Raw genomic sequence first — 16,721 nt, forward strand, 5'->3', positions numbered from 1 at the left:
GTCGTGATCCGGACCGTGACGACCCTGGTGACCACGGTCGCCGTTCGACTATTGTCGAGGCGGATTCAGGATTCGCCCGACGTCCGGGTCGACCGCTACTTGAATCCACCCGGTCTGTTCGCTCCGCACCAGATCCAGGCTCCTTGTCGATGCCCGTTGGGTGTTTGCTTCTCGTGCGCGGACCGGGTTGTCCATCCTGATCGAGACAGGAGTTCGGCACGTGATCAGTAACGCCACGCTGCAGCAGGCAGGTGCCATTTTGGGGCAGGTCGCCAACGGCGTGAACGTTGTCGTCGTTCCGCAGTCGATGTCCGTCGGTACGGCCGAGAACCCGGCCATCTGTCTGAAGTCGGCGATTCAGGTGAACTGGGTGAAGAAGCAGATGGCCGCGCCCGAGGTCCGCAAGTACGTCGAGGACGACGTGGACTGGGACGGGATCATCGGCACCGTCGCGCTCGACACGCTGGTGATCCAGGAAGGGGTTTTCGACGGAACCATGGCCTACCGCTCAGCGGTGATCTGGCACGAGCACGGGCATGTCCTGCACGGCAAGACCGAAAACGGGAACGTCTACCTGTACGAGGTCACAAGTCTGGCCAATGCCGTAGGTGTGCTGGACGACGAGGAAATCCGGAACGTTCTGGAAGCGAGGTCCGGAGCGTATCGGGCGGCGGTGGAACCGGGCGTCGCGGCGCTGCGTCAGTTCCTGCAGCAGAATTGGCAGATCACGCTGTAGGAGGGTCGGCGATCCGGGTGCCGGACCGGCGCGGCAAGGCACTCGACGCCCGGATCGACCGCGGCCCACGCGGCTGTCGTGGGACCGGAGTCCACCGCGCGGGCCGCGTGCCCGGCGGTGCGGGTCACTACAGGTCACTGCGACGTGCGGGTCAGTCCGTCTCGGGTCGCAGCACGATCCGGGCGAGCAGTTCCTCGCCGTCACGGAGGCCGCGGACGCCGACCTCGGCATCGACGTCGAGACTGGACAGCTTGACCTCGTCGCCGTCGTCGATCACCCGGCACTCGTCGGCGCAGGTCCAGTCGAGGACGAAGCCGTCCGCCGACTCGACGCTGATCGTGCTGCCGTCGATGGAGTCGACCGTGCCGCGCTGCACGACGAGCGTGCGCGGCCCGCCGTCGGTCTGTACGGTCATCTCGCCGTGCAGACCGGCACCGCCCGCCCCGAGGCCGCGTAGCCAGCCGACGCGTGGGCCGGGTCGCCCCCACGGGCCACGGCGGCCGTCCCACCAGCCGGGCCGGTCGTCGCTGGAGAGACCGAAGTCGCTGTAGTCGACGGTGTCGACCGCGGCGACCGGGAGTGGATCCGCAGCGGTGTGGGAGCCGCCGGACCCGCAGCCGGTGAGGGCCAGGATCGCGACCGCCCCCGCCGCAGCACCGGTGAATGCCTTCGTGCCAACTGAACTTCTCATGTGGTCAGCATCGGCCACCGACACGAAGCCACCGTCAGGTCGATGTTCGGATCAGGTAAGGCGCCGTCGGTCCGACGGAGGCAGCCGAGCTACCGGGCCGTCCTGCGCGGCAACCGTACGGTGAACACGGCACCGCCGCCGGGGGAGTGGCCGGCTCTGATCCGCCCGCCCAGACGGTGGGCCAGCCCGGCGGCCAGGGCCAGCCCGATCCCGGTGCCGACCGACCGTTCGCCCCGGTAGCGGCGGTGCAGCGCACCGCGTTCGAAGATCACCGCGAGGTCGTCGTCGGTGAACCCCGGGCCGTCGTCGTGCACCTGCACCGCGACGAAGTCCGGCTGCCCGGCGGCGGATCCAGCCTGCCCGGTCGCCGGTTCCGGCGGTACGCCGAGCCGCACGGTGCCGCCGGCCGGCACCACCCGCAGCGCGTTGTCCAGCAGGATGTCGACGACCTGCCGGAGCCGCCCCGGGTCGGTGTGGACGGTCACCGGCGCGGCCGGTGGGGTCAGGTCGACCGTCACCCCGTTGCCGGTGAACCGGGGCCGCCAGGCATCGACGGCGTCGGTGAGCAGCGCGTCGAGGTCGACGTCGACCAGTTCCAGGGCGAAGTCGGAGGCCTCCAGCCGGGCCAGCGCCAGCAGGTCGCCGACCAGGCGGTCCAGCCGCTGCGCCTCACCGAGCATGATCTGCCCGGTACGCACGGCTCCGTCGGGGTCCACCACGCCGTCGGCGATCGCCTCGGCGTACCCGCGCAGCGTGGTCAGCGGGGTGCGCAGCTCGTGCGAGATGGACAGCAGGAAGTCCCGTTGCCGTGCCTCGCTGACGGCGAGCGCGGCGGCGAGGTCGTTGAGCGCGCGGGCCAACTGCTCGGCCTCGACGGGCGGATCCAGCGGTACCCGGATGGTGCGGTCCCCAGCGCGCAGCCGCTGCGCCGCGTGTGCGGCGGCCCGGATCGGCCGGGACAGCCGGGCGGCGAGCAGCACCCCGGCGATCAGGCCGGCGGTGAGCCCGGCGGCCAACGCCAGCCACAGGTTGCTCCAGACCAGCCGGCCGACTCCTGGTCGTACCGGCTGGAGCAGCACCACCGCCGTGCCGTCGCCGGTGGGCCGTCCTTCGATCAGGGTCGGCTGGCCGTCGACGCGGGCCGGCCGGCGGCTGGTCACCGGCGCACCGGCGGCGAGCCGGCGGACCACCTGGCCGGGCAGCTGCCGAGGCACCGTCCCGCCGGGCCGGACGAGCAGCACTTCGATGCCCTGGTCGGTGAGTTCGCCGGTCAGCCGGCCGGCGAGAGCCGTCCGCGTGCCGGCCGGGGCGTCGGTGACGGCCGCCGCGACCAGGTCGGCCTTGGCGGCCAGCGAGGCGCGGGCGCCGCGTTCCGTGCCCCGGACCCCGAGCGGGATGGCGACCGCTGCGGTGACCAGCACCGACAGTAGGGCGACCGCGCAGGCGACCCCGACGGCACGGGCAGTGAGTGTGCCGGTGAGCTGGCGCCAGCCGGACCGCTGCCCGGTCTGGTCCGGTTCAACCATCGGCGGTGTAGCCGACGCCGCGTACCGTGCGGATCACGGTGGCGGCGGTGCCGAGCTTGGCCCGGACCTGGGCGACGTGCACGTCGACGGTGCGGGTGCCGGCGTGCGCGGCGTAACCCCAGACGGCGGAGAGCAGCTCCTCACGGGTGTAGACCCGTCCGGGCCGGCGCATCAAATGGTCCAGCAGGTCGAACTCGGTGGAGGTGAGGACGACCGGGTGGGAGTCGGCGGTGACGGTGCGCCGGGCCGGGTCGAGGGTGACGCCACCGACGGTACGGACCGGTCGACCGCCGGGCGGGCCGAGGCTGCGGCGGCGGATGGCCCGCACCCGGGCGACCAGTTCGCGGGGGCTGAACGGTTTGGTGACGTAGTCGTCGGCGCCCAGCTCGAGGCCGACGACCCGGTCGATCTCGTCGTCGCGGGCGGTGAGGAAGATGACCGGGGTCCAGTCGTCGTCGGCGCGCAGCCGCCGGCAGATCTCGGTGCCGGTGACGCCGGGCAGCGCGATGTCCAGCACGGCCAGCACCGGGCGCAGCCGTCGGGCGGCGGCCAGCCCGCTGTCACCGTCGGCGCACACATGTACGCCGAACCCGTCGCGGGTGAGGTAGAGCCGGATCAGGTCGGCGATCGGCTGTTCGTCCTCGACGACGAGCACCAGTCCCCGGTCCGGTTGCGGTGCTGCGGTCACCCGCCCATCTTGACGTGACCGGTAAACGACCGCATCAGTTTCCGGTACGGATCAGGTAAAAGTCGCTGCTGGCGGGTGATTCCCGGATTGTGAGCCGGACCGGATGCCGCATCAAATCAGATCACGGTCAATAACTGTACGGGCACGTGGTGTATTCATTAGGCTGACTGGATATCGCTCCTCGTGAATGGAGGTGGACCGGTGTCTGTCCGCACTGGATCCAACAACGGCCGCGGCTTGGTCCGCCGTGGCATCGCCCTGCTCGCCACCGGGCTACTGACCGCCACCGCCGCCGTGGTCGGAGCCGCCGCGCCGGCTCAGGCAGCCGTCGCTGACCGCTGGGGTTTCGCCTACCTGCACACGCCGACCCCGGCACCCGGCACCATCCTCGACACCACCCGGCAGTGGGGCAGCTGGAAGGCCACCGCACCCGCGCTCTGGGCGACCGTCGACCAGGTCGGTGTCGGGCGCTACCAGGTGCGGTTCCCGCTGGCCGCCTCACCCAACGGTGTCGTTCACGTCACCACGGTCGACAACGCACCACGATGGTGCCAGGTGGTCTCGAACGCCCCCGCCGGACCTGACCACATGGTGATCGTGCAGTGCTACCGGCCCGGTGGCGTACCGGACAACGCCCGGTTCGTCGTCGACTACACCTCCGCCTCCGGGATGCTGCCGCCGGGGTCGGACGCGTTCGGCTACGTCAGGGCGAACCCGGTCGGGGCGATGCTGTCGTCCTACAACTCGATGGGTGCCGGCAACACGGTCACCCAGCTCGGCACCGGCTTCTACGAGGTGAAGCTCAACGGACTCGGCACCGCCCTGCTGGACGGCAACCTGCAGGCCACCGCCGAGCACCCGTTCGGTCCGCGGCGGTGCAAGATCGCCCAGTGGTCCCCCAGCGGCGGCGCGATCCTGGCGTACGTGTTCTGCTTCGACCCAGCCGGGTCGTTCATCGACAGCTACTTCAACCTGACCTACCACCGGGAGCGGCCGATCTTCGGCTCGGTGCCGCCGACCCGGTTCGCCTACCTGCTGAGTTCGCCCTTCGGCGGGTCGACCAACTTCAACTCCGCCGGTGGGGCCAACAGCATCGCGGTCTCCGGCGTCGGGCAGTACCTGGTGACACTGCCGTCGGTGGGTGTTCCGGCGAGCACCGTGCAGGTCACCGCGCTCGGCACCAGCCCGGACTACTGCAACCTGCAGACACCGTGGGTGCTGTCCGCCAACACGGCGCTGGTTCGCAACGTGATCTGCTTCAACGCCGGAGGTTCGCAGGCACCGAACAACTTCTTCCTCACCTATTCGTCGAGCACCTGACCGGTGAGGGGTCGGGACGGCAACCGTCCCGACCCCTCGCGTGCAGACCGACCGGTCAGGCCAGACCCGCCCGGCGCAGCGCGTCGGCGAGCGCACCCTCGGGCTGGCCTCCGCCGCGCTGGCTGTCCCTGCCGCCTCTGCCGCCCCGGCCGTCCTTGCCGACCTGGCCGCTTCGGCCGCCTTTGCCGTCCCGGCCCTGCTGCCGGGGCTGCCCACCCCGGCCGGGGCCGCCGCCCCGGCTGCCGTCCGCGCCGTCGCGCTGACCCGGTGCGCGGCCGGCACCCGGCTCGTCGTCCAGCCGGAGCGTCAACGAGATCCGTTTGCGGGCGACGTCCACATCGAGCACCTTCACCCGGACGATGTCACCGGGCTTGGCCACGTCGCGCGGATCCTTGACGAACGTCTTCGACATCGCCGACACGTGCACCAGACCGTCCTGGTGCACCCCGACGTCGACGAACGCGCCGAACGCGGCCACGTTGGTCACCACGCCCTCCAGCACCATGCCGGGCCGCAGGTCGGCCAGGGTCTCCACACCGTCAGCGAAGGTGGCGGTACGGAACGCCGGACGCGGGTCGCGGCCCGGCTTCTCCAACTCGGCGAGGATGTCGGTGACCGTCGGCAGACCGAACACGGCGTCGACGAACTTCTCCGGCCGGATTCGGCGCAACGTCTTCGTGTCGCCGATCAGCGTCCGCAGGTCACTACCGGTGTCGGCGAGGATCCGACGGACCACCGGGTACGCCTCAGGGTGCACACTGGACGAGTCGAGCGGGTCGTCACCGTCGCGGATGCGCAGGAAGCCGGCGCACTGTTCGAACGCCTTCGGCCCCAGCCGGGCCACCGTTCGCAACGCCTCCCGGGACCGGAACGGCCCGTGCGTGTCGCGGTGCAGCACGATGTTCTCGGCCAACCCGGCACCGATGCCGGAGACCCGGGTCAGCAGCGGCGCCGACGCGGTATTCACGTCCACCCCGACCCCGTTGACGCAGTCCTCGACCACGGCGTCGAGCGAGCGGGACAGCTTCGTCTCGGAGATGTCGTGCTGGTACTGCCCGACGCCGATCGACCGAGGGTCGATCTTGACCAGCTCGGCGAGCGGGTCCTGCAACCGGCGGGCGATGGAGACCGCGCCGCGCAGCGACACGTCGAGGTCCGGCAGCTCCTGAGAGGCGTACGCCGAAGCCGAGTAGACCGACGCGCCGGCCTCGGAGACCATCACCTTGGTCAGCTTCAACCCGGGGTTCCGGGCCATCAGGTCGGCGACCAGCTTGTCGGTCTCCCGCGACGCGGTGCCGTTGCCGATCGCCACCAGGTCCACCCGGTGCGCGGCGGCCAACTTCGCCAGCGTGTCGATGGAGGCGTCCCACTGCCGGCGCGGCTCGTGCGGGTAAACCGTCTCGGTGGCCACCACCTTGCCGGTTGCGTCGACCACGGCCACCTTCACCCCGGTGCGTACGCCCGGGTCCAGACCCATCGTGGCCCGGCTGCCGGCCGGCGCGGCCAGCAGCAGGTCCCGCAGGTTGGCGGCGAACACCCGGACCGCCTCGTCCTCGGCCGCCTGCCACAACCGCATCCGCAGGTCGGCGCCGAGGTGGATCAGGATCCGGGTACGCCACGCCCAGCGGACGGTGTCGGCCAGCCACTTGTCCGCCGGCCGGCCCTGGTCGCTGATGCCGAACCGGCCGGCGATGATCGGTTCGTAGCTGCTCGGCCCGGCGACGGCGTCGGCCGGCACCTCCTCCGGCTCCATGGTCAGGTCGAGGACCTGTTCCTTCTCCCCCCGGAACATGGCCAGCACGCGGTGCGACGGCAGCCTGGTGAACGGCTCGGCGAAGTCGAAGTAGTCGGCGAACTTGGCCCCCTCGGTCTGCCGGCCCTCGCGTACCCGGGAGGTGAGCCGGCCCCGCGACCACATCCGCTCCCGCAGCCCACCGATCAGGTCGGCGTCCTCGGCGAAGCGTTCCACCAGGATCGCCCGCGCGCCGTCGAGCGCCGCCGCCGCGTCAGCCACACCTTTGTCTGCGTCGACGTAGCCGGCGGCCGCGGTCCGCGGGTCCTGACCCGGATCGCCGAGCAGCAGATCCGCGAGCGGCTCCAGGCCTGCCTCGCGGGCGATCTGCGCCTTGGTTCGCCGCTTCGGCTTGTACGGCAGGTAGATGTCCTCCAGCCGGGCCTTCGAGTCGGCCGCCATGATCTGCGCGGTCAGCGCCTCGTCGAGCTTGCCCTGGCTGCGGATCGACTCCAGAATCGCGTCGCGGCGCTCGTCGAGCTCGCGCAGGTAGCGCAGCCGTTCCTCCAAGGTACGCAGCTGCGCGTCGTCGAGCATCCCGGTGGCTTCCTTGCGGTACCGGGCGATGAACGGCACCGTCGCGCCGCCGTCGAGCAGTTCGACGGCGGACGCCACCTGCCCGGCCCGTACTCCCAGTTCTTCGGCGATCCGCTGATCAATCGCTGTGGTCACGTCGCGTGCCCCGCTCCAACTCCCGGCTGCCGGGCGGGGGTGCTCCCGCCCGGCCCGATGCCTGTGGCCGGCACCCGTCCTGCGGCCGGTGCCGGGGACCACGGTGGGTGGTCCGGGGAGCATTCTGCCGGCTACCGGCGGTCGGTGTCGCGCCACCACGCGACCCGGTCGACGGCGCAGGTCACCAGGCGATCGACGTGTCCCGCTGCGGCCACAGCCGCACCGGCAGCCGGGACCGTGGCGCCGGGTGGTTGATCGCGTCGACCACCACCGCCAGCTGCGGGTCGAGCCGGCTCGCGGTGGCCGCCAGCTGCCGCCGTACCGTCGCCCCGTACATGGTCACGAACCAGCCTTCGGTGCCGGTGGCGCGGACGATCTGGGCGAGCGCGGCGGTCCGGGCGTCGACCGCGACGACCCGGCCGAGGGCGTGGCCGAGCCGGACCCGGGGGCCGACCGCGCGGACCGGATCCATCGCCGGGAACCGGGTCGTCATCCGGCGGGTCACCGGATGGCGGACCTGTTCGGTGCGCAGCACGCCGAGGGTCTCCAGATCCTCAGCGACCACCCCGGGCAGCCCTGGTCGCATCAGGGCGATCCAGTCCGGCACCGGTTGGCGTTGTTCCAGCCGCAGTTCGGCCAGCAGCGGGTCGGCGACCGGGTCACCGAGCGGCTGCCCGTCAACCGGCACCAGCAGGTCGTCGCGGACCTCGGCACGACCGGCGAGGATCAGCGTGGCGATCGCGGCGCCGGCGAGCCCGGCACCGAGCAGATCCCGGCCGGCCATCGGCCGGCCGGTGCTGTCGTCGAGCGCAACCAGGAAGAACTCCTCGGTCAGCGTCAACTCCGTCGGAGTTCGAGCACGGCGCATCGAGTCGTCCCCTGCGGCGGTTTCTGGTGCGCGAGCCGAGCAGGGCCGCGGGAACGGCCCGGCAAGGACGGATGACCTTGCTGAAGCGGAACCTTACGACGCCGGACCAATCAGCTCAAGCCATTCCTTTGTTGGAAACCGGTAAATGTTCCTTCGACAGCGCCGAAATGCCACCCCGGACCAGGTATCGCACCGGCGCCGGGTTAGCGTCTGCTGGTGGACCTGGCACCAGCAGCAGTCCGGTCGGCCACCCCGCCGGCCGGGGACCTCCGTGCCCGCCGCCTGTCCGGCCGACGGGCCGCCGCCGCCAGCGATCTGGCGGCGAGTCCGTTCCGGGCCGACCGGGACCGGATCGTCTCCTCACCGTTCTTCGCCCGGCTCGGCGGCGTGACCCAGGTGATCAGCCCGGGCGGCTCCGGCCTGCTGGTGCACAACCGGCTCACCCACAGCCTCAAGGTGGCCCAGGTGGGCCGGGCCGTCGCCGAGCGGCTGACGGCCGACGAACGGCACCGGACCCTGCTCGACGAACTCGGCGGCTGCGATCCGGACGTGGTCGAGGCGGCGGCGCTTGCCCACGACCTGGGCCACCCACCGTTCGGGCACCTCGGTGAACGGGTGCTGGACCGGGTGGCCCGGCACCGGCTCGGTCTGCCGGACGGGTTCGAGGGAAACGCCCAGTCCTACCGGATCGTGACCAGCACCGAGATCCGGGGCGAGGCGGCCGTCGGTCTGGACCTGACCGCAGCGGTGCGGGCCGCGATGCTCAAGTACCCGTGGACCCGGCGCACCTATCCGCAGCCGCATCCGAGCCTGCTGCGTCCGGCGCCCCGTGGTGCCGCGGTCGCGCCCGACGATCCGGCGGTGGGGTCGGTCAAGTTCGGCGCCTACACCACCGAGGCGGCCGACCTGCGGCAGGCCCGCGCGCCGTTCGCCGGGGTGATCGAGCCGTGGCAACAGACCGTCGAAGCGTCGATAATGGATACCGCCGACGACATCGCGTACGCCATCCACGACGTGGAGGACTTCCACCGGGTCGGCGTACTGCAGCAGGGCCCGGTCGCCGGTGAACTCGTCACCTGGCAGCGCTCCGCCGCCGAGCTGCGGGAGCTCACCGACGCGGAGATCGCCGCCAGCGCGCACCGCCCCGGCCGGTCCATCGAGCGGCTCCGCCGCCAGCTGCACCGCAAGGACAGCTGGATCGCCTCCGACGAGGCGTTCGCCGCCGCCGTCGAACACGTCCGTCAGGAGCTGGTGGACGGCCTGCTGATGGTGCCGTTCGACGGGTCGATCGAAGCGGAGGAGAGCATCAGCACGTTCTCCGCGCGGTGGACCCGGCGACTGGTCGGCGCGATCGGCGTCACCGCCGACCCGCCGGTACGCTCCGGCCACGTGCTGCTGGCCACCGCCCAGTGGCACGAGGTGCAGGTGCTCAAGTTCGTGCACCACCGGTTCGTCCTCGCCCGGCCGGACCTGGCGCTGCACCAGCGTGGTCAGGCCGATCTGCTGGCCACCCTGGTCGACGCGCTGCACGCCTGGGTGACCGACCCGGACGAGCAGGGGCGGCTGCCCCGCCGGCTGCACGACCTGGTCGAGCTGGCCGAGGCCGAGCTGGCTGCGACCGTCGGCAGCGACACCCCGTCCGGGGCGGGCGGTGCCCCGCGCGACGGCCTGACCGGTGCCCCGGGCCGCAGTCGGGTGGACGGCCTGGCCGCCGCCGCTCAGGGCCGGGCGATCATCGACTACGTCGCCTCACTCACCGACGGCCAGGCGGTCGCGTTGCTGGGCGCGTTGACCGGCCGGTCCGGGCAGCTGTGGACCGATGCGTTCGTGCTGTGACCGGCCCGTCCCGGTAGCGAGTGGCGGTCCAGGCTGCGGTCAGTCCCGCCAGCCGTAGTCCAGCCCCACCAGGCTGGTGCCGACGGTGATCCGGGCCAGGACGCCGACCAGCGCCGCCCGCCGCTGGTCGCGACTGACCACGTCGGCGGCGTCGGCGTTCAACTGTACGTACCGCTGCCACACCTGCTGTTCGATCTCCTCGGCGTTGATCAGGGAACGGTCACATTCCGTGTCGGGGCAGGCGTAGTGGCGGGTGCCGTCGTCGGTGCTGGCCGGAATCAACAGGCGGTCGCCGCACCACAGCAGACCGCGCAGGATGTAGAGGTCGGAACCGGTCGTGTCACGGCGTGCAGGGTTTACCATGATGCCCATGTCTCATCGCCTCCTGCCAGTGTGTACGGGCCGGAGAGGTGTCCGGTTCGCCGGATCACCGGACCAATGGGCGGGCTGTCGTGGCTGGGCGGGCAGCGGGCGATGTCAGGAGCGGCGGCCGCCTCCCGGCCGGAGGTTCTGCAGCCGCACCTGACCCCGGGCGATCAGCTGATCGTCACCGTCGGTGATCTGGACCTGCCACAGTTGCTGGCTGTAGCCGCGGTGGACCGGCGTGCCGACGGCGATCAGTTCCCCGCCGGAGACCGCCTTCAGGAAGTCGGTCTGGTTGGCCACCCCCACCACTCGGCCCTCGTCACCGAGCCAGGTCGCCGCGCCGATGCTCGCCGCGCTCTCCACCAGCGCGCAGTACACCCCGCCGTGCACGATCCCGAACAGCTGGTGCAGCGCCGGGGTCACCGGCAGCCGCAGCTCCACCCGCTCCGCGGAGATCTCTTCGGCCCGAACGCCGAGCTGTGCGTCGAACCCACCCACTGGCCTGTCCATGGTGCCTCCCATCGGCGTGCGGTGCCGCCCCGTCGGCGAGCGTAGTCAACCGGTGAGAGCGTCCCGCCGGGGATCCGATCCGGTCTGCCGCCGGTCCCGCTCCTGCGGTCCGGGCGGCGGTCCGGCCCGGAGCCCGGGCGGAGTTGCCGGCGGAGTCGGCCTGAGTCGACGCATCGCCGGCAGCTCAACCCACCGGTGCAGCGGCACCGCCAACAGGTAGGACCCGACCAGGAACGCCAGCGTCAACCCGACCGCCTGCCAGGCGGTCCACTCCCGGTCCCGGCCGACGAGGTGCATCACGGTCACGATCACCACGAGATGGAGCAGGAAGAACGCGTACGACACCTCGCCCAGATGGACCGCGACCCGGTGCCGCCACCAGGACCGCCGGCCGTGCAGGTCGGCCAGTGCCGCCGCCGGGACCAGCAGACCGATCGTCACGATCGTCGCCGCGGTGTCGCGGGCCTGCGCCGGCAGCCACTCGACGGCGAGATAGTTCGCCACCCACAGGGCAGTGGCCACCGGCAGTCCCGGACCTCGCCAGGCGCTCCGCCGCACCAGCAGCGCCAGCACGATGCCGAGCAGGAACTCCAACATCCGTACCGGCGGGAAGATGTAGACGAACCAGCGGCGGTGTTCCGCCGCGATCAGCAGGTCGGCCACCACCGGCATCAGCCAGACGGCGGCCGGCAGGGCGACGGCGGTGGCCCGCAACGCCGTCGTGCCGAGCCGGCGCAGTCCCGCGTACAGCAGGGGGAACGCCAGGTAGAACGCCATTTCGCAGGAGAGCGACCAAGTGACCGGGTTGATCCCCAGGTAGTACACGTCCGACGGATGCCAGGCCTGGACCAGCGGTGCCGAGAAGGCCAGCAGCCGCGGCCAGATGTCCGGCAGTCGTGCCGTCAGCATCAGGCCGACGACGGCCGGCACCAGGGCGACCAGATGCGCCGGGTAGACGCGCGCCAGGCGTCCCCACCAGAACCGGCCCGGCCGGTAGCCGGGGCGGACCGACCAGGTGAGTACGAAGCCGGACAGCACAAAGAAGAACGAGACGCCCAGGTCACCGCCGTTGAACAGGATGCCGGCGACCTGGTCGGCCGGCGGGTCAGCCAACGGGATGAACGAGTAGGCGTGCACGCCGAAGACCAGCAGCGCTGCGGCGAACCGCAGCCCGGTCAGCGACGGCAGCCGGCCCGGCGAGGGAGGGGTGGCAGGCACCGGGCCAACATATCCACCGACTTCGCACGTCAAACCGGCGATATCCACCCGTGCGTATGCCAAGCGGACGATTGGTTGGCGGTGTGGCAGCGGCCATCAGCCGCGACCGATCGGCCCCGCCGTGGTGGCCCGGCCTGACCAGGCTGACCGCCCCGTCACCTTGGTATGGTGTCGGCCTGTTCGACGAATCAGCCGGTGAATGACATGTGCGCAGGGGCCATCGTGACGCGACCCGCAGCGCCGGGGACGGGACGGGCCTTGTCGTCGTCGTTGCCGGCACTGGTGTTCCTGGCCTTCGGCGTTGTCGCCGCCGCGCTCTACGCGGCGTTCGACACGCCGATGATCGCCGGACCGGCCTTCACCGTCGCCGGGGTCGGTGGCGCGCTCGCCGTGACCCTGGGCCCTCGTTGGCACCGAGCCCAGCCCCGCTGGGCCTGGCGGCTGCTCGCCGTCGCCTGCGTGTGCTTCCTCACCGGGGCGCTGGCCCGGCCGTGGGCGGTCGAGCAGGACGGGCCGTACGCATTGACCGCCGACGCCGCCACCGTGCCGGGCTACCTGTTCATGCTGCTCGGCCTGGCCGGGCTGCTGCGCACCCGGGGCCGGCTGCCGTCACACGCGGTGATCGACGGTCTGATCGTCTTCATCGGCGCGGCGCTGTGCTCCGTACTGCTGCTGGCGGTGCCGGCGGGCAGCATCACCGACCGGCCGGCCCTGGTCTCGGCGCTCGCCGCGCTGTATCCGATCTTCGACGTGATCCTGATCCTGCTGCTGGTCAGCCTGGCCTTCACCACCGCCGTACGGCGGCCGAGCTACCTGCTACTGGTCGCCTCCATGAGTCTGCTGGTGGTCGGCGACGTGCTGTACGCCATCATCGGAGTCTCCGGTCAGCTCACCGGATCCCGGCTGCTGGATCTGCCCTTCATGCTCGGCTTCCTGCTGATCGGCGCCGCCGCCCTGCACCCCTCCGTGGTCGACCTCGGCCAGGCGGCCCGACTGCCGGTGCAGGCCTGGTCCTGGCAGCGGCTGCTGCTGATCGGCCCGGCGCTGGCCGCGCCGTTCGTGCTCACCGTCTTCGTCTCTGGCCGGTCGACAGCCGACCGGCTGGCACTCGGCGTGGGCGGCGCCGCCATGGTAGTGCTGCTGATGATGCGGGCGGTCTCCGCCGTCCAGGGGTACGCCGCCGCGCAACGGCGCTACGAACACCGCGCCACCCACGACCCGCTGACCGGCCTGCCGAACCGGTTGATGCTCGCCGCCGAGGTGCGCCGGCTGCTCACCATCGGTCGGCCAGCGGATGCCGGGGTCTGGGTGTTCTTCCTCGACCTCGATGGCTTCAAGCTGGTCAACGACTCGTGGGGGCACCACGCTGGCGACCAGCTGATCGCGCAGATGGCGGCCCGCCTGCGGGCGGCGCTGCCGGCCGCGGCGACGGTCGCCCGGGTCGGTGGGGACGAGTTCGTCGTGGTCCAGTTGGGCAGCCGCGCGCAGGCCGTGGCGCTGGCCGACCGGATCATCGACTGTGTGCACGAACCGCTGCGGATCAGGCAGGTCGAGGCGGTGATCACCGTCTCGGTCGGGATCGCCGGGACCCACCTAGACGACGATGGCGCGGGCAACGATCCGCCGGTGACCGCCGACGCGTTGCTGCGCGACGCCGACACGGCCATGTACCAGGCGAAGGCCGACGGCCGCGGCCGCTGGGTGATGTTCGACGCGTCGATGCACGAGCGGGTCCGCGAGCGGGTGGAGATCGAACAGGCCCTGCGGATCGCCCTCAGCGAGGACGATCTGCGCATCGCCTTTCAACCGATCGTCGACCTGGAAAGCGGCAGCCTGATCGGCGCCGAGGCACTGCTGCGCTGGGAACATCCGGGCCGGGGCAGCATCTCACCGGCGGTGTTCATCCCGATCGCCGAGGACACCGGGCTGATTGGCCCGATCGGACGCTGGGTGCTCGACCGGTCGTTGCGGCAACTGGCGCAGTGGCGGGCGGACGGCACGGTGACGGCAGATTTCTGGATGTCGGTCAACGTGTCGCCCCGCCAGTTGCGTGACCCGGGTCTGATCCGGGCGTTGGACGATGCGCTCGACCGTCACCGGGTGCCGGCCTCCGCCGTCGTCCTGGAGATCACCGAGTCGGTGATGATCGACCCGACCAGCGCGACCGGCCAGGTGCTGGCTGACCTGCGGCAGCGGGGAATTCGGGTCGTCGTCGACGACTTCGGCACAGGGTTCTCCGCGTTGGGCTATCTACGCAAGCATCCGGTCACCGGGGTCAAGGTGGACCGGGCGTTCGTCGCCGGCCTCGGCCAGAGCGCCAAGGATGAGGAGATTGTCAGGGCGGTGGTGGCGATGAGCAGCGCCCTGCACCTGACCGTGGTCGCCGAGGGGGTGGAGACCCCGCTGCAGCAGGGCGTGCTGGCCGTCCTCGGCGTGCTGTTCGGGCAGGGCAGGCTCTGGGGAGAGCCGGTCGGCCCGGCTGAGTTCGCCCGACGGTGGGCAGACCGACCCGCCGACCCGGTGGACGGGCCAGTGGTGCCGGCTGCCGGACAGGTTCAGGGGCGCGGCGGCAACTCGTAGAGCCAGAACGTCTGCTCGTCCAGCCGGGTCGCCCGCGCTCCCTCGGTCAACGTCCCCAAGGTCTGATGGATGGCCCGGCCGAGCCCGATCTGGTCGTTGCGGCGGCAGATGTCCAACGCCGCGACCCCGTCGCTGTCCTGCACGCGTTGCCACATGTCGGCGATCACCGATTCGAAGATGCCGCTGCCTCGGTACCGCGGATGGACGGCGAAGAAGCCGATGTACCAGATCCGGCGTTGCGCGTACAGGTCCGGCCAGCGGTGGGCGAAGTAGTCCGGGGAGATCAGCGGCATGGACTCCAGCTCGTTGGTGAAGGTGGCGAGCGCGGTCAGCAGATCGGGGGACCGGTCGTCGCGCCCCAGATACTTCAGCACCCGGGTGTCGCTCAGCACCTGGTCGAACTCGACCCGGTACATCACGTGCCGTTGGACCGCGGTGACCCGGAGTTCGTCGAACGCCGTGGTGTACAACTGCCAGGTTGGTTCGGACAATTCGGGTGGGATGCTCGTTTCGACCTGAATGCGCATCACTGTCCTCCGGGCCCGCGCCGGTAGGCGGGGGTGGACGCGAGCCCTGCCACCGAGTATGAGTGACCGCTGAGCCCAAGGTCAGGTTGCGGCCGGCGGCCGGAACTTTCCGGCACCGGCATCGATCCGCGCAACGTCCGGCTGCGTACTGCTGTACGGGCACAACGGTGCGCCGCGCCCGCGAACGCCGAGGAGGGGCAGTCATGCAGCGACCGGCACAGGGGGGCGAACCAGCCGCGATCGAACTCGGCGAGGTGCAGGGTCCAGCGCCGGCACGGGAACCCAATCCGATGCGGCGACCCGATCCTGCCTGGCATGGTCCCACGGCCGGGTATCCACCTGAACCGGCCAACAACCCGCAGCGCCTCGACCTCGACGAGCCGGTGACCGTGCCGCCGCGCCTGGTGCCGCCGCCACCGTGGCTGGCCCGGGAACTGGACCGACCGGAACCGGTCACTCCGGCGGTACCGTCCTTCGACTCGGAACCAGACATGTCCGTGCCGACCGGTCGCGGTCCGCGCCGACTAGCGATGGTCGTCACCGGGCTGGTGGCGCTGTTCCTCGTCGCCGCGTTGGTCGGGGCCGGCGTCGTTGACACGCTGCGGACCGCCTCGGACACCGTCGCCGCCGATTCCCCGTTGCCGGCCGCCGATTCCCCGTCGCCAACCGCCGATTCCCCGTCGCCAACCGCCGATTCCCCGTCGCCGGCCGCCGACTCCCCGTCGCCAACCGCCGGCTCCGATGCGGTCGACCCGGCCACCGTCGCCCCGGAGCCCGCCACCGAACGCCTGGTGACCGGCCCGCTCGGCGAACTACAGCAGGCCGAATTCAACCTGGTCAGCGGTACCACGACGGTCAGCATCCGGGCCGCCGACCTCGGCGACGACCTGTACCGGATCCGAACCCCGATCGACGCCGACGTGCAACCACGGGTGATCGCCGACGGCGACCGGATCAAGCTGCACCTGGTGCCGAACGACCAGCCCGGGCCCGGTGTCGTCGACATCGAGCTGCACTCGTCGGTGCGCTGGCAGTTGCGGCTCACCGGCGGCGTCGCGGAACACTCGATCGACCTGACCGATGCTGAACTGAGCGGAGTGGACATCGTCGGCGGGGCGGCCCGCATCGAGCTGTCCCTGCCCGCGCCGGACGGCACCCTGCCGGTGCGGATGACCGGCGGTGCCAACCAGTTCGTGATCAACGCCCCGGACGGGCCGCCGGCCCAGGTCCGGTTCGGGTCCGGGGCGGCCAGTGCCACCATCGACACCCGCAGCCACGACGGCATCGCCCCCGGTGCGGTCTTCACCGGCCAGGGTTGGGCGGGCGCGACCGACCGGTACGACATCGACGCCGTCGCCGGGCTGTCTGTGCTCACCCTGCAACGGAACTGA

General features: G+C 71.4%; 14 protein-coding genes. 5 read left to right on the forward strand and 9 right to left on the reverse strand.

Annotation, left to right across the window (positions count from 1 at the left end):
- The first annotated feature begins 220 nt into the window (after positions 1 to 220).
- Complete coding sequence (locus ACFHW1_RS23530; protein ID WP_416616092.1) at positions 221 to 736, forward strand: hypothetical protein; 516 nt, start codon at positions 221 to 223, stop codon at positions 734 to 736.
- A gap of 151 nt (positions 737 to 887) precedes the next feature.
- Here ACFHW1_RS23530 and ACFHW1_RS23535 read toward each other — a convergent pair whose 3' ends face one another.
- From ACFHW1_RS23535 to ACFHW1_RS23545, 3 genes are all read right to left on the reverse strand, one after another.
- A complete protein-coding gene (locus ACFHW1_RS23535; RefSeq protein WP_281554381.1) occupies positions 888 to 1,427 on the reverse strand; it encodes a hypothetical protein in 540 nt (179 codons plus the stop codon).
- A gap of 89 nt (positions 1,428 to 1,516) precedes the next feature.
- Entirely contained in the window at positions 1,517 to 2,953 is a 1,437-nt protein-coding gene (locus ACFHW1_RS23540) for a sensor histidine kinase (RefSeq protein ID WP_416556728.1), read from the reverse strand.
- Positions 2,946 to 3,641, reverse strand: coding sequence for a response regulator transcription factor (locus ACFHW1_RS23545; RefSeq protein ID WP_282230290.1), 696 nt, complete (start codon positions 3,639 to 3,641; stop codon positions 2,946 to 2,948). Before ACFHW1_RS23545 ends, ACFHW1_RS23540 begins: the two co-directional genes overlap by 8 nt.
- 201 nt (positions 3,642 to 3,842) lie before the next feature.
- Between ACFHW1_RS23545 and ACFHW1_RS23550 the strand changes: the two genes are divergently transcribed.
- On the forward strand, positions 3,843 to 4,961 hold the full coding sequence (locus ACFHW1_RS23550; protein ID WP_282230291.1) for a hypothetical protein: 1,119 nt from the start codon (positions 3,843 to 3,845) through the stop codon (positions 4,959 to 4,961).
- Between the two features lie 55 nt (positions 4,962 to 5,016).
- Here the strand turns inward: ACFHW1_RS23550 and ACFHW1_RS23555 are convergent, their stop codons facing one another.
- On the reverse strand, positions 5,017 to 7,425 hold the full coding sequence (locus tag ACFHW1_RS23555) for a Tex family protein (protein WP_416568890.1): 2,409 nt from the start codon (positions 7,423 to 7,425) through the stop codon (positions 5,017 to 5,019).
- A gap of 181 nt (positions 7,426 to 7,606) precedes the next feature.
- Positions 7,607 to 8,293 carry a GOLPH3/VPS74 family protein gene (locus tag ACFHW1_RS23560; RefSeq protein WP_416556726.1) on the reverse strand — a complete coding sequence of 229 codons (687 nt, stop codon included), beginning with the start codon at positions 8,291 to 8,293 and terminating at the stop codon, positions 7,607 to 7,609.
- A 216-nt stretch (positions 8,294 to 8,509) separates the two neighbouring features.
- On the opposite strand from ACFHW1_RS23560, the gene ACFHW1_RS23565 reads away from it, so the two are divergent.
- Positions 8,510 to 10,129 carry a deoxyguanosinetriphosphate triphosphohydrolase family protein gene (locus tag ACFHW1_RS23565; RefSeq protein WP_416556725.1) on the forward strand — a complete coding sequence of 540 codons (1,620 nt, stop codon included), beginning with the start codon at positions 8,510 to 8,512 and terminating at the stop codon, positions 10,127 to 10,129.
- A 39-nt stretch (positions 10,130 to 10,168) separates the two neighbouring features.
- Here the strand turns inward: ACFHW1_RS23565 and ACFHW1_RS23570 are convergent, their stop codons facing one another.
- The 3 genes from ACFHW1_RS23570 to ACFHW1_RS23580 all read right to left on the reverse strand — a co-directional run bounded on the left by ACFHW1_RS23570 (position 10,169) and on the right by ACFHW1_RS23580 (position 12,223).
- On the reverse strand, positions 10,169 to 10,501 hold the full coding sequence (locus tag ACFHW1_RS23570) for a zinc ribbon domain-containing protein (protein WP_416556724.1): 333 nt from the start codon (positions 10,499 to 10,501) through the stop codon (positions 10,169 to 10,171).
- Positions 10,502 to 10,606: 105 nt separating this feature from the next.
- Complete coding sequence (locus ACFHW1_RS23575; RefSeq protein WP_416556723.1) at positions 10,607 to 11,005, reverse strand: PaaI family thioesterase; 399 nt, start codon at positions 11,003 to 11,005, stop codon at positions 10,607 to 10,609.
- Positions 11,006 to 11,050: 45 nt separating this feature from the next.
- Positions 11,051 to 12,223 carry an acyltransferase family protein gene (locus ACFHW1_RS23580; protein ID WP_416556722.1) on the reverse strand — a complete coding sequence of 391 codons (1,173 nt, stop codon included), beginning with the start codon at positions 12,221 to 12,223 and terminating at the stop codon, positions 11,051 to 11,053.
- 222 nt (positions 12,224 to 12,445) lie between these two features.
- Between ACFHW1_RS23580 and ACFHW1_RS23585 the strand changes: the two genes are divergently transcribed.
- The gene (locus ACFHW1_RS23585; RefSeq protein WP_416568892.1) at positions 12,446 to 14,803 is read left to right on the forward strand and encodes a putative bifunctional diguanylate cyclase/phosphodiesterase; all 2,358 of its coding nucleotides are present in this window, start codon (positions 12,446 to 12,448) and stop codon (positions 14,801 to 14,803) included.
- Here the strand turns inward: ACFHW1_RS23585 and ACFHW1_RS23590 are convergent.
- A complete protein-coding gene (locus ACFHW1_RS23590; RefSeq protein WP_416568893.1) occupies positions 14,779 to 15,330 on the reverse strand; it encodes a hypothetical protein in 552 nt (183 codons plus the stop codon). The genes ACFHW1_RS23585 and ACFHW1_RS23590 overlap by 25 nt on opposite strands.
- A gap of 203 nt (positions 15,331 to 15,533) precedes the next feature.
- Between ACFHW1_RS23590 and ACFHW1_RS23595 the strand changes: the two genes are divergently transcribed.
- Positions 15,534 to 16,721: a hypothetical protein gene (locus ACFHW1_RS23595; RefSeq protein ID WP_416616094.1), complete on the forward strand. Its 1,188-nt coding sequence runs from the start codon at positions 15,534 to 15,536 to the stop codon at positions 16,719 to 16,721.

It is taken from the genome of Micromonospora sp. LOL_014 (assembly GCF_048060245.1).
Taxonomy (GTDB): domain Bacteria; phylum Actinomycetota; class Actinomycetes; order Mycobacteriales; family Micromonosporaceae; genus Micromonospora_E.

What these genes read in the sequence shown, in the direction of transcription:
- ACFHW1_RS23535 (WP_281554381.1), bottom strand. Translation starts at nt 1,427, where the DNA reads ATGAGAAGTTCAGTTGGCACGAAGGCATTCACCGGTGCTGCGGCGGGG.
- ACFHW1_RS23540 (WP_416556728.1), bottom strand. Translation starts at nt 2,953, where the DNA reads ATGGTTGAACCGGACCAGACCGGGCAGCGGTCCGGCTGGCGCCAGCTC.
- ACFHW1_RS23560 (WP_416556726.1), bottom strand. Translation starts at nt 8,293, where the DNA reads ATGCGCCGTGCTCGAACTCCGACGGAGTTGACGCTGACCGAGGAGTTC.
- ACFHW1_RS23570 (WP_416556724.1), bottom strand. Translation starts at nt 10,501, where the DNA reads ATGGGCATCATGGTAAACCCTGCACGCCGTGACACGACCGGTTCCGAC.
- ACFHW1_RS23575 (WP_416556723.1), bottom strand. Translation starts at nt 11,005, where the DNA reads ATGGACAGGCCAGTGGGTGGGTTCGACGCACAGCTCGGCGTTCGGGCC.
- ACFHW1_RS23590 (WP_416568893.1), bottom strand. Translation starts at nt 15,330, where the DNA reads ATGCGCATTCAGGTCGAAACGAGCATCCCACCCGAATTGTCCGAACCA.
- ACFHW1_RS23595 (WP_416616094.1), top strand. Translation starts at nt 15,534, where the DNA reads ATGCAGCGACCGGCACAGGGGGGCGAACCAGCCGCGATCGAACTCGGC.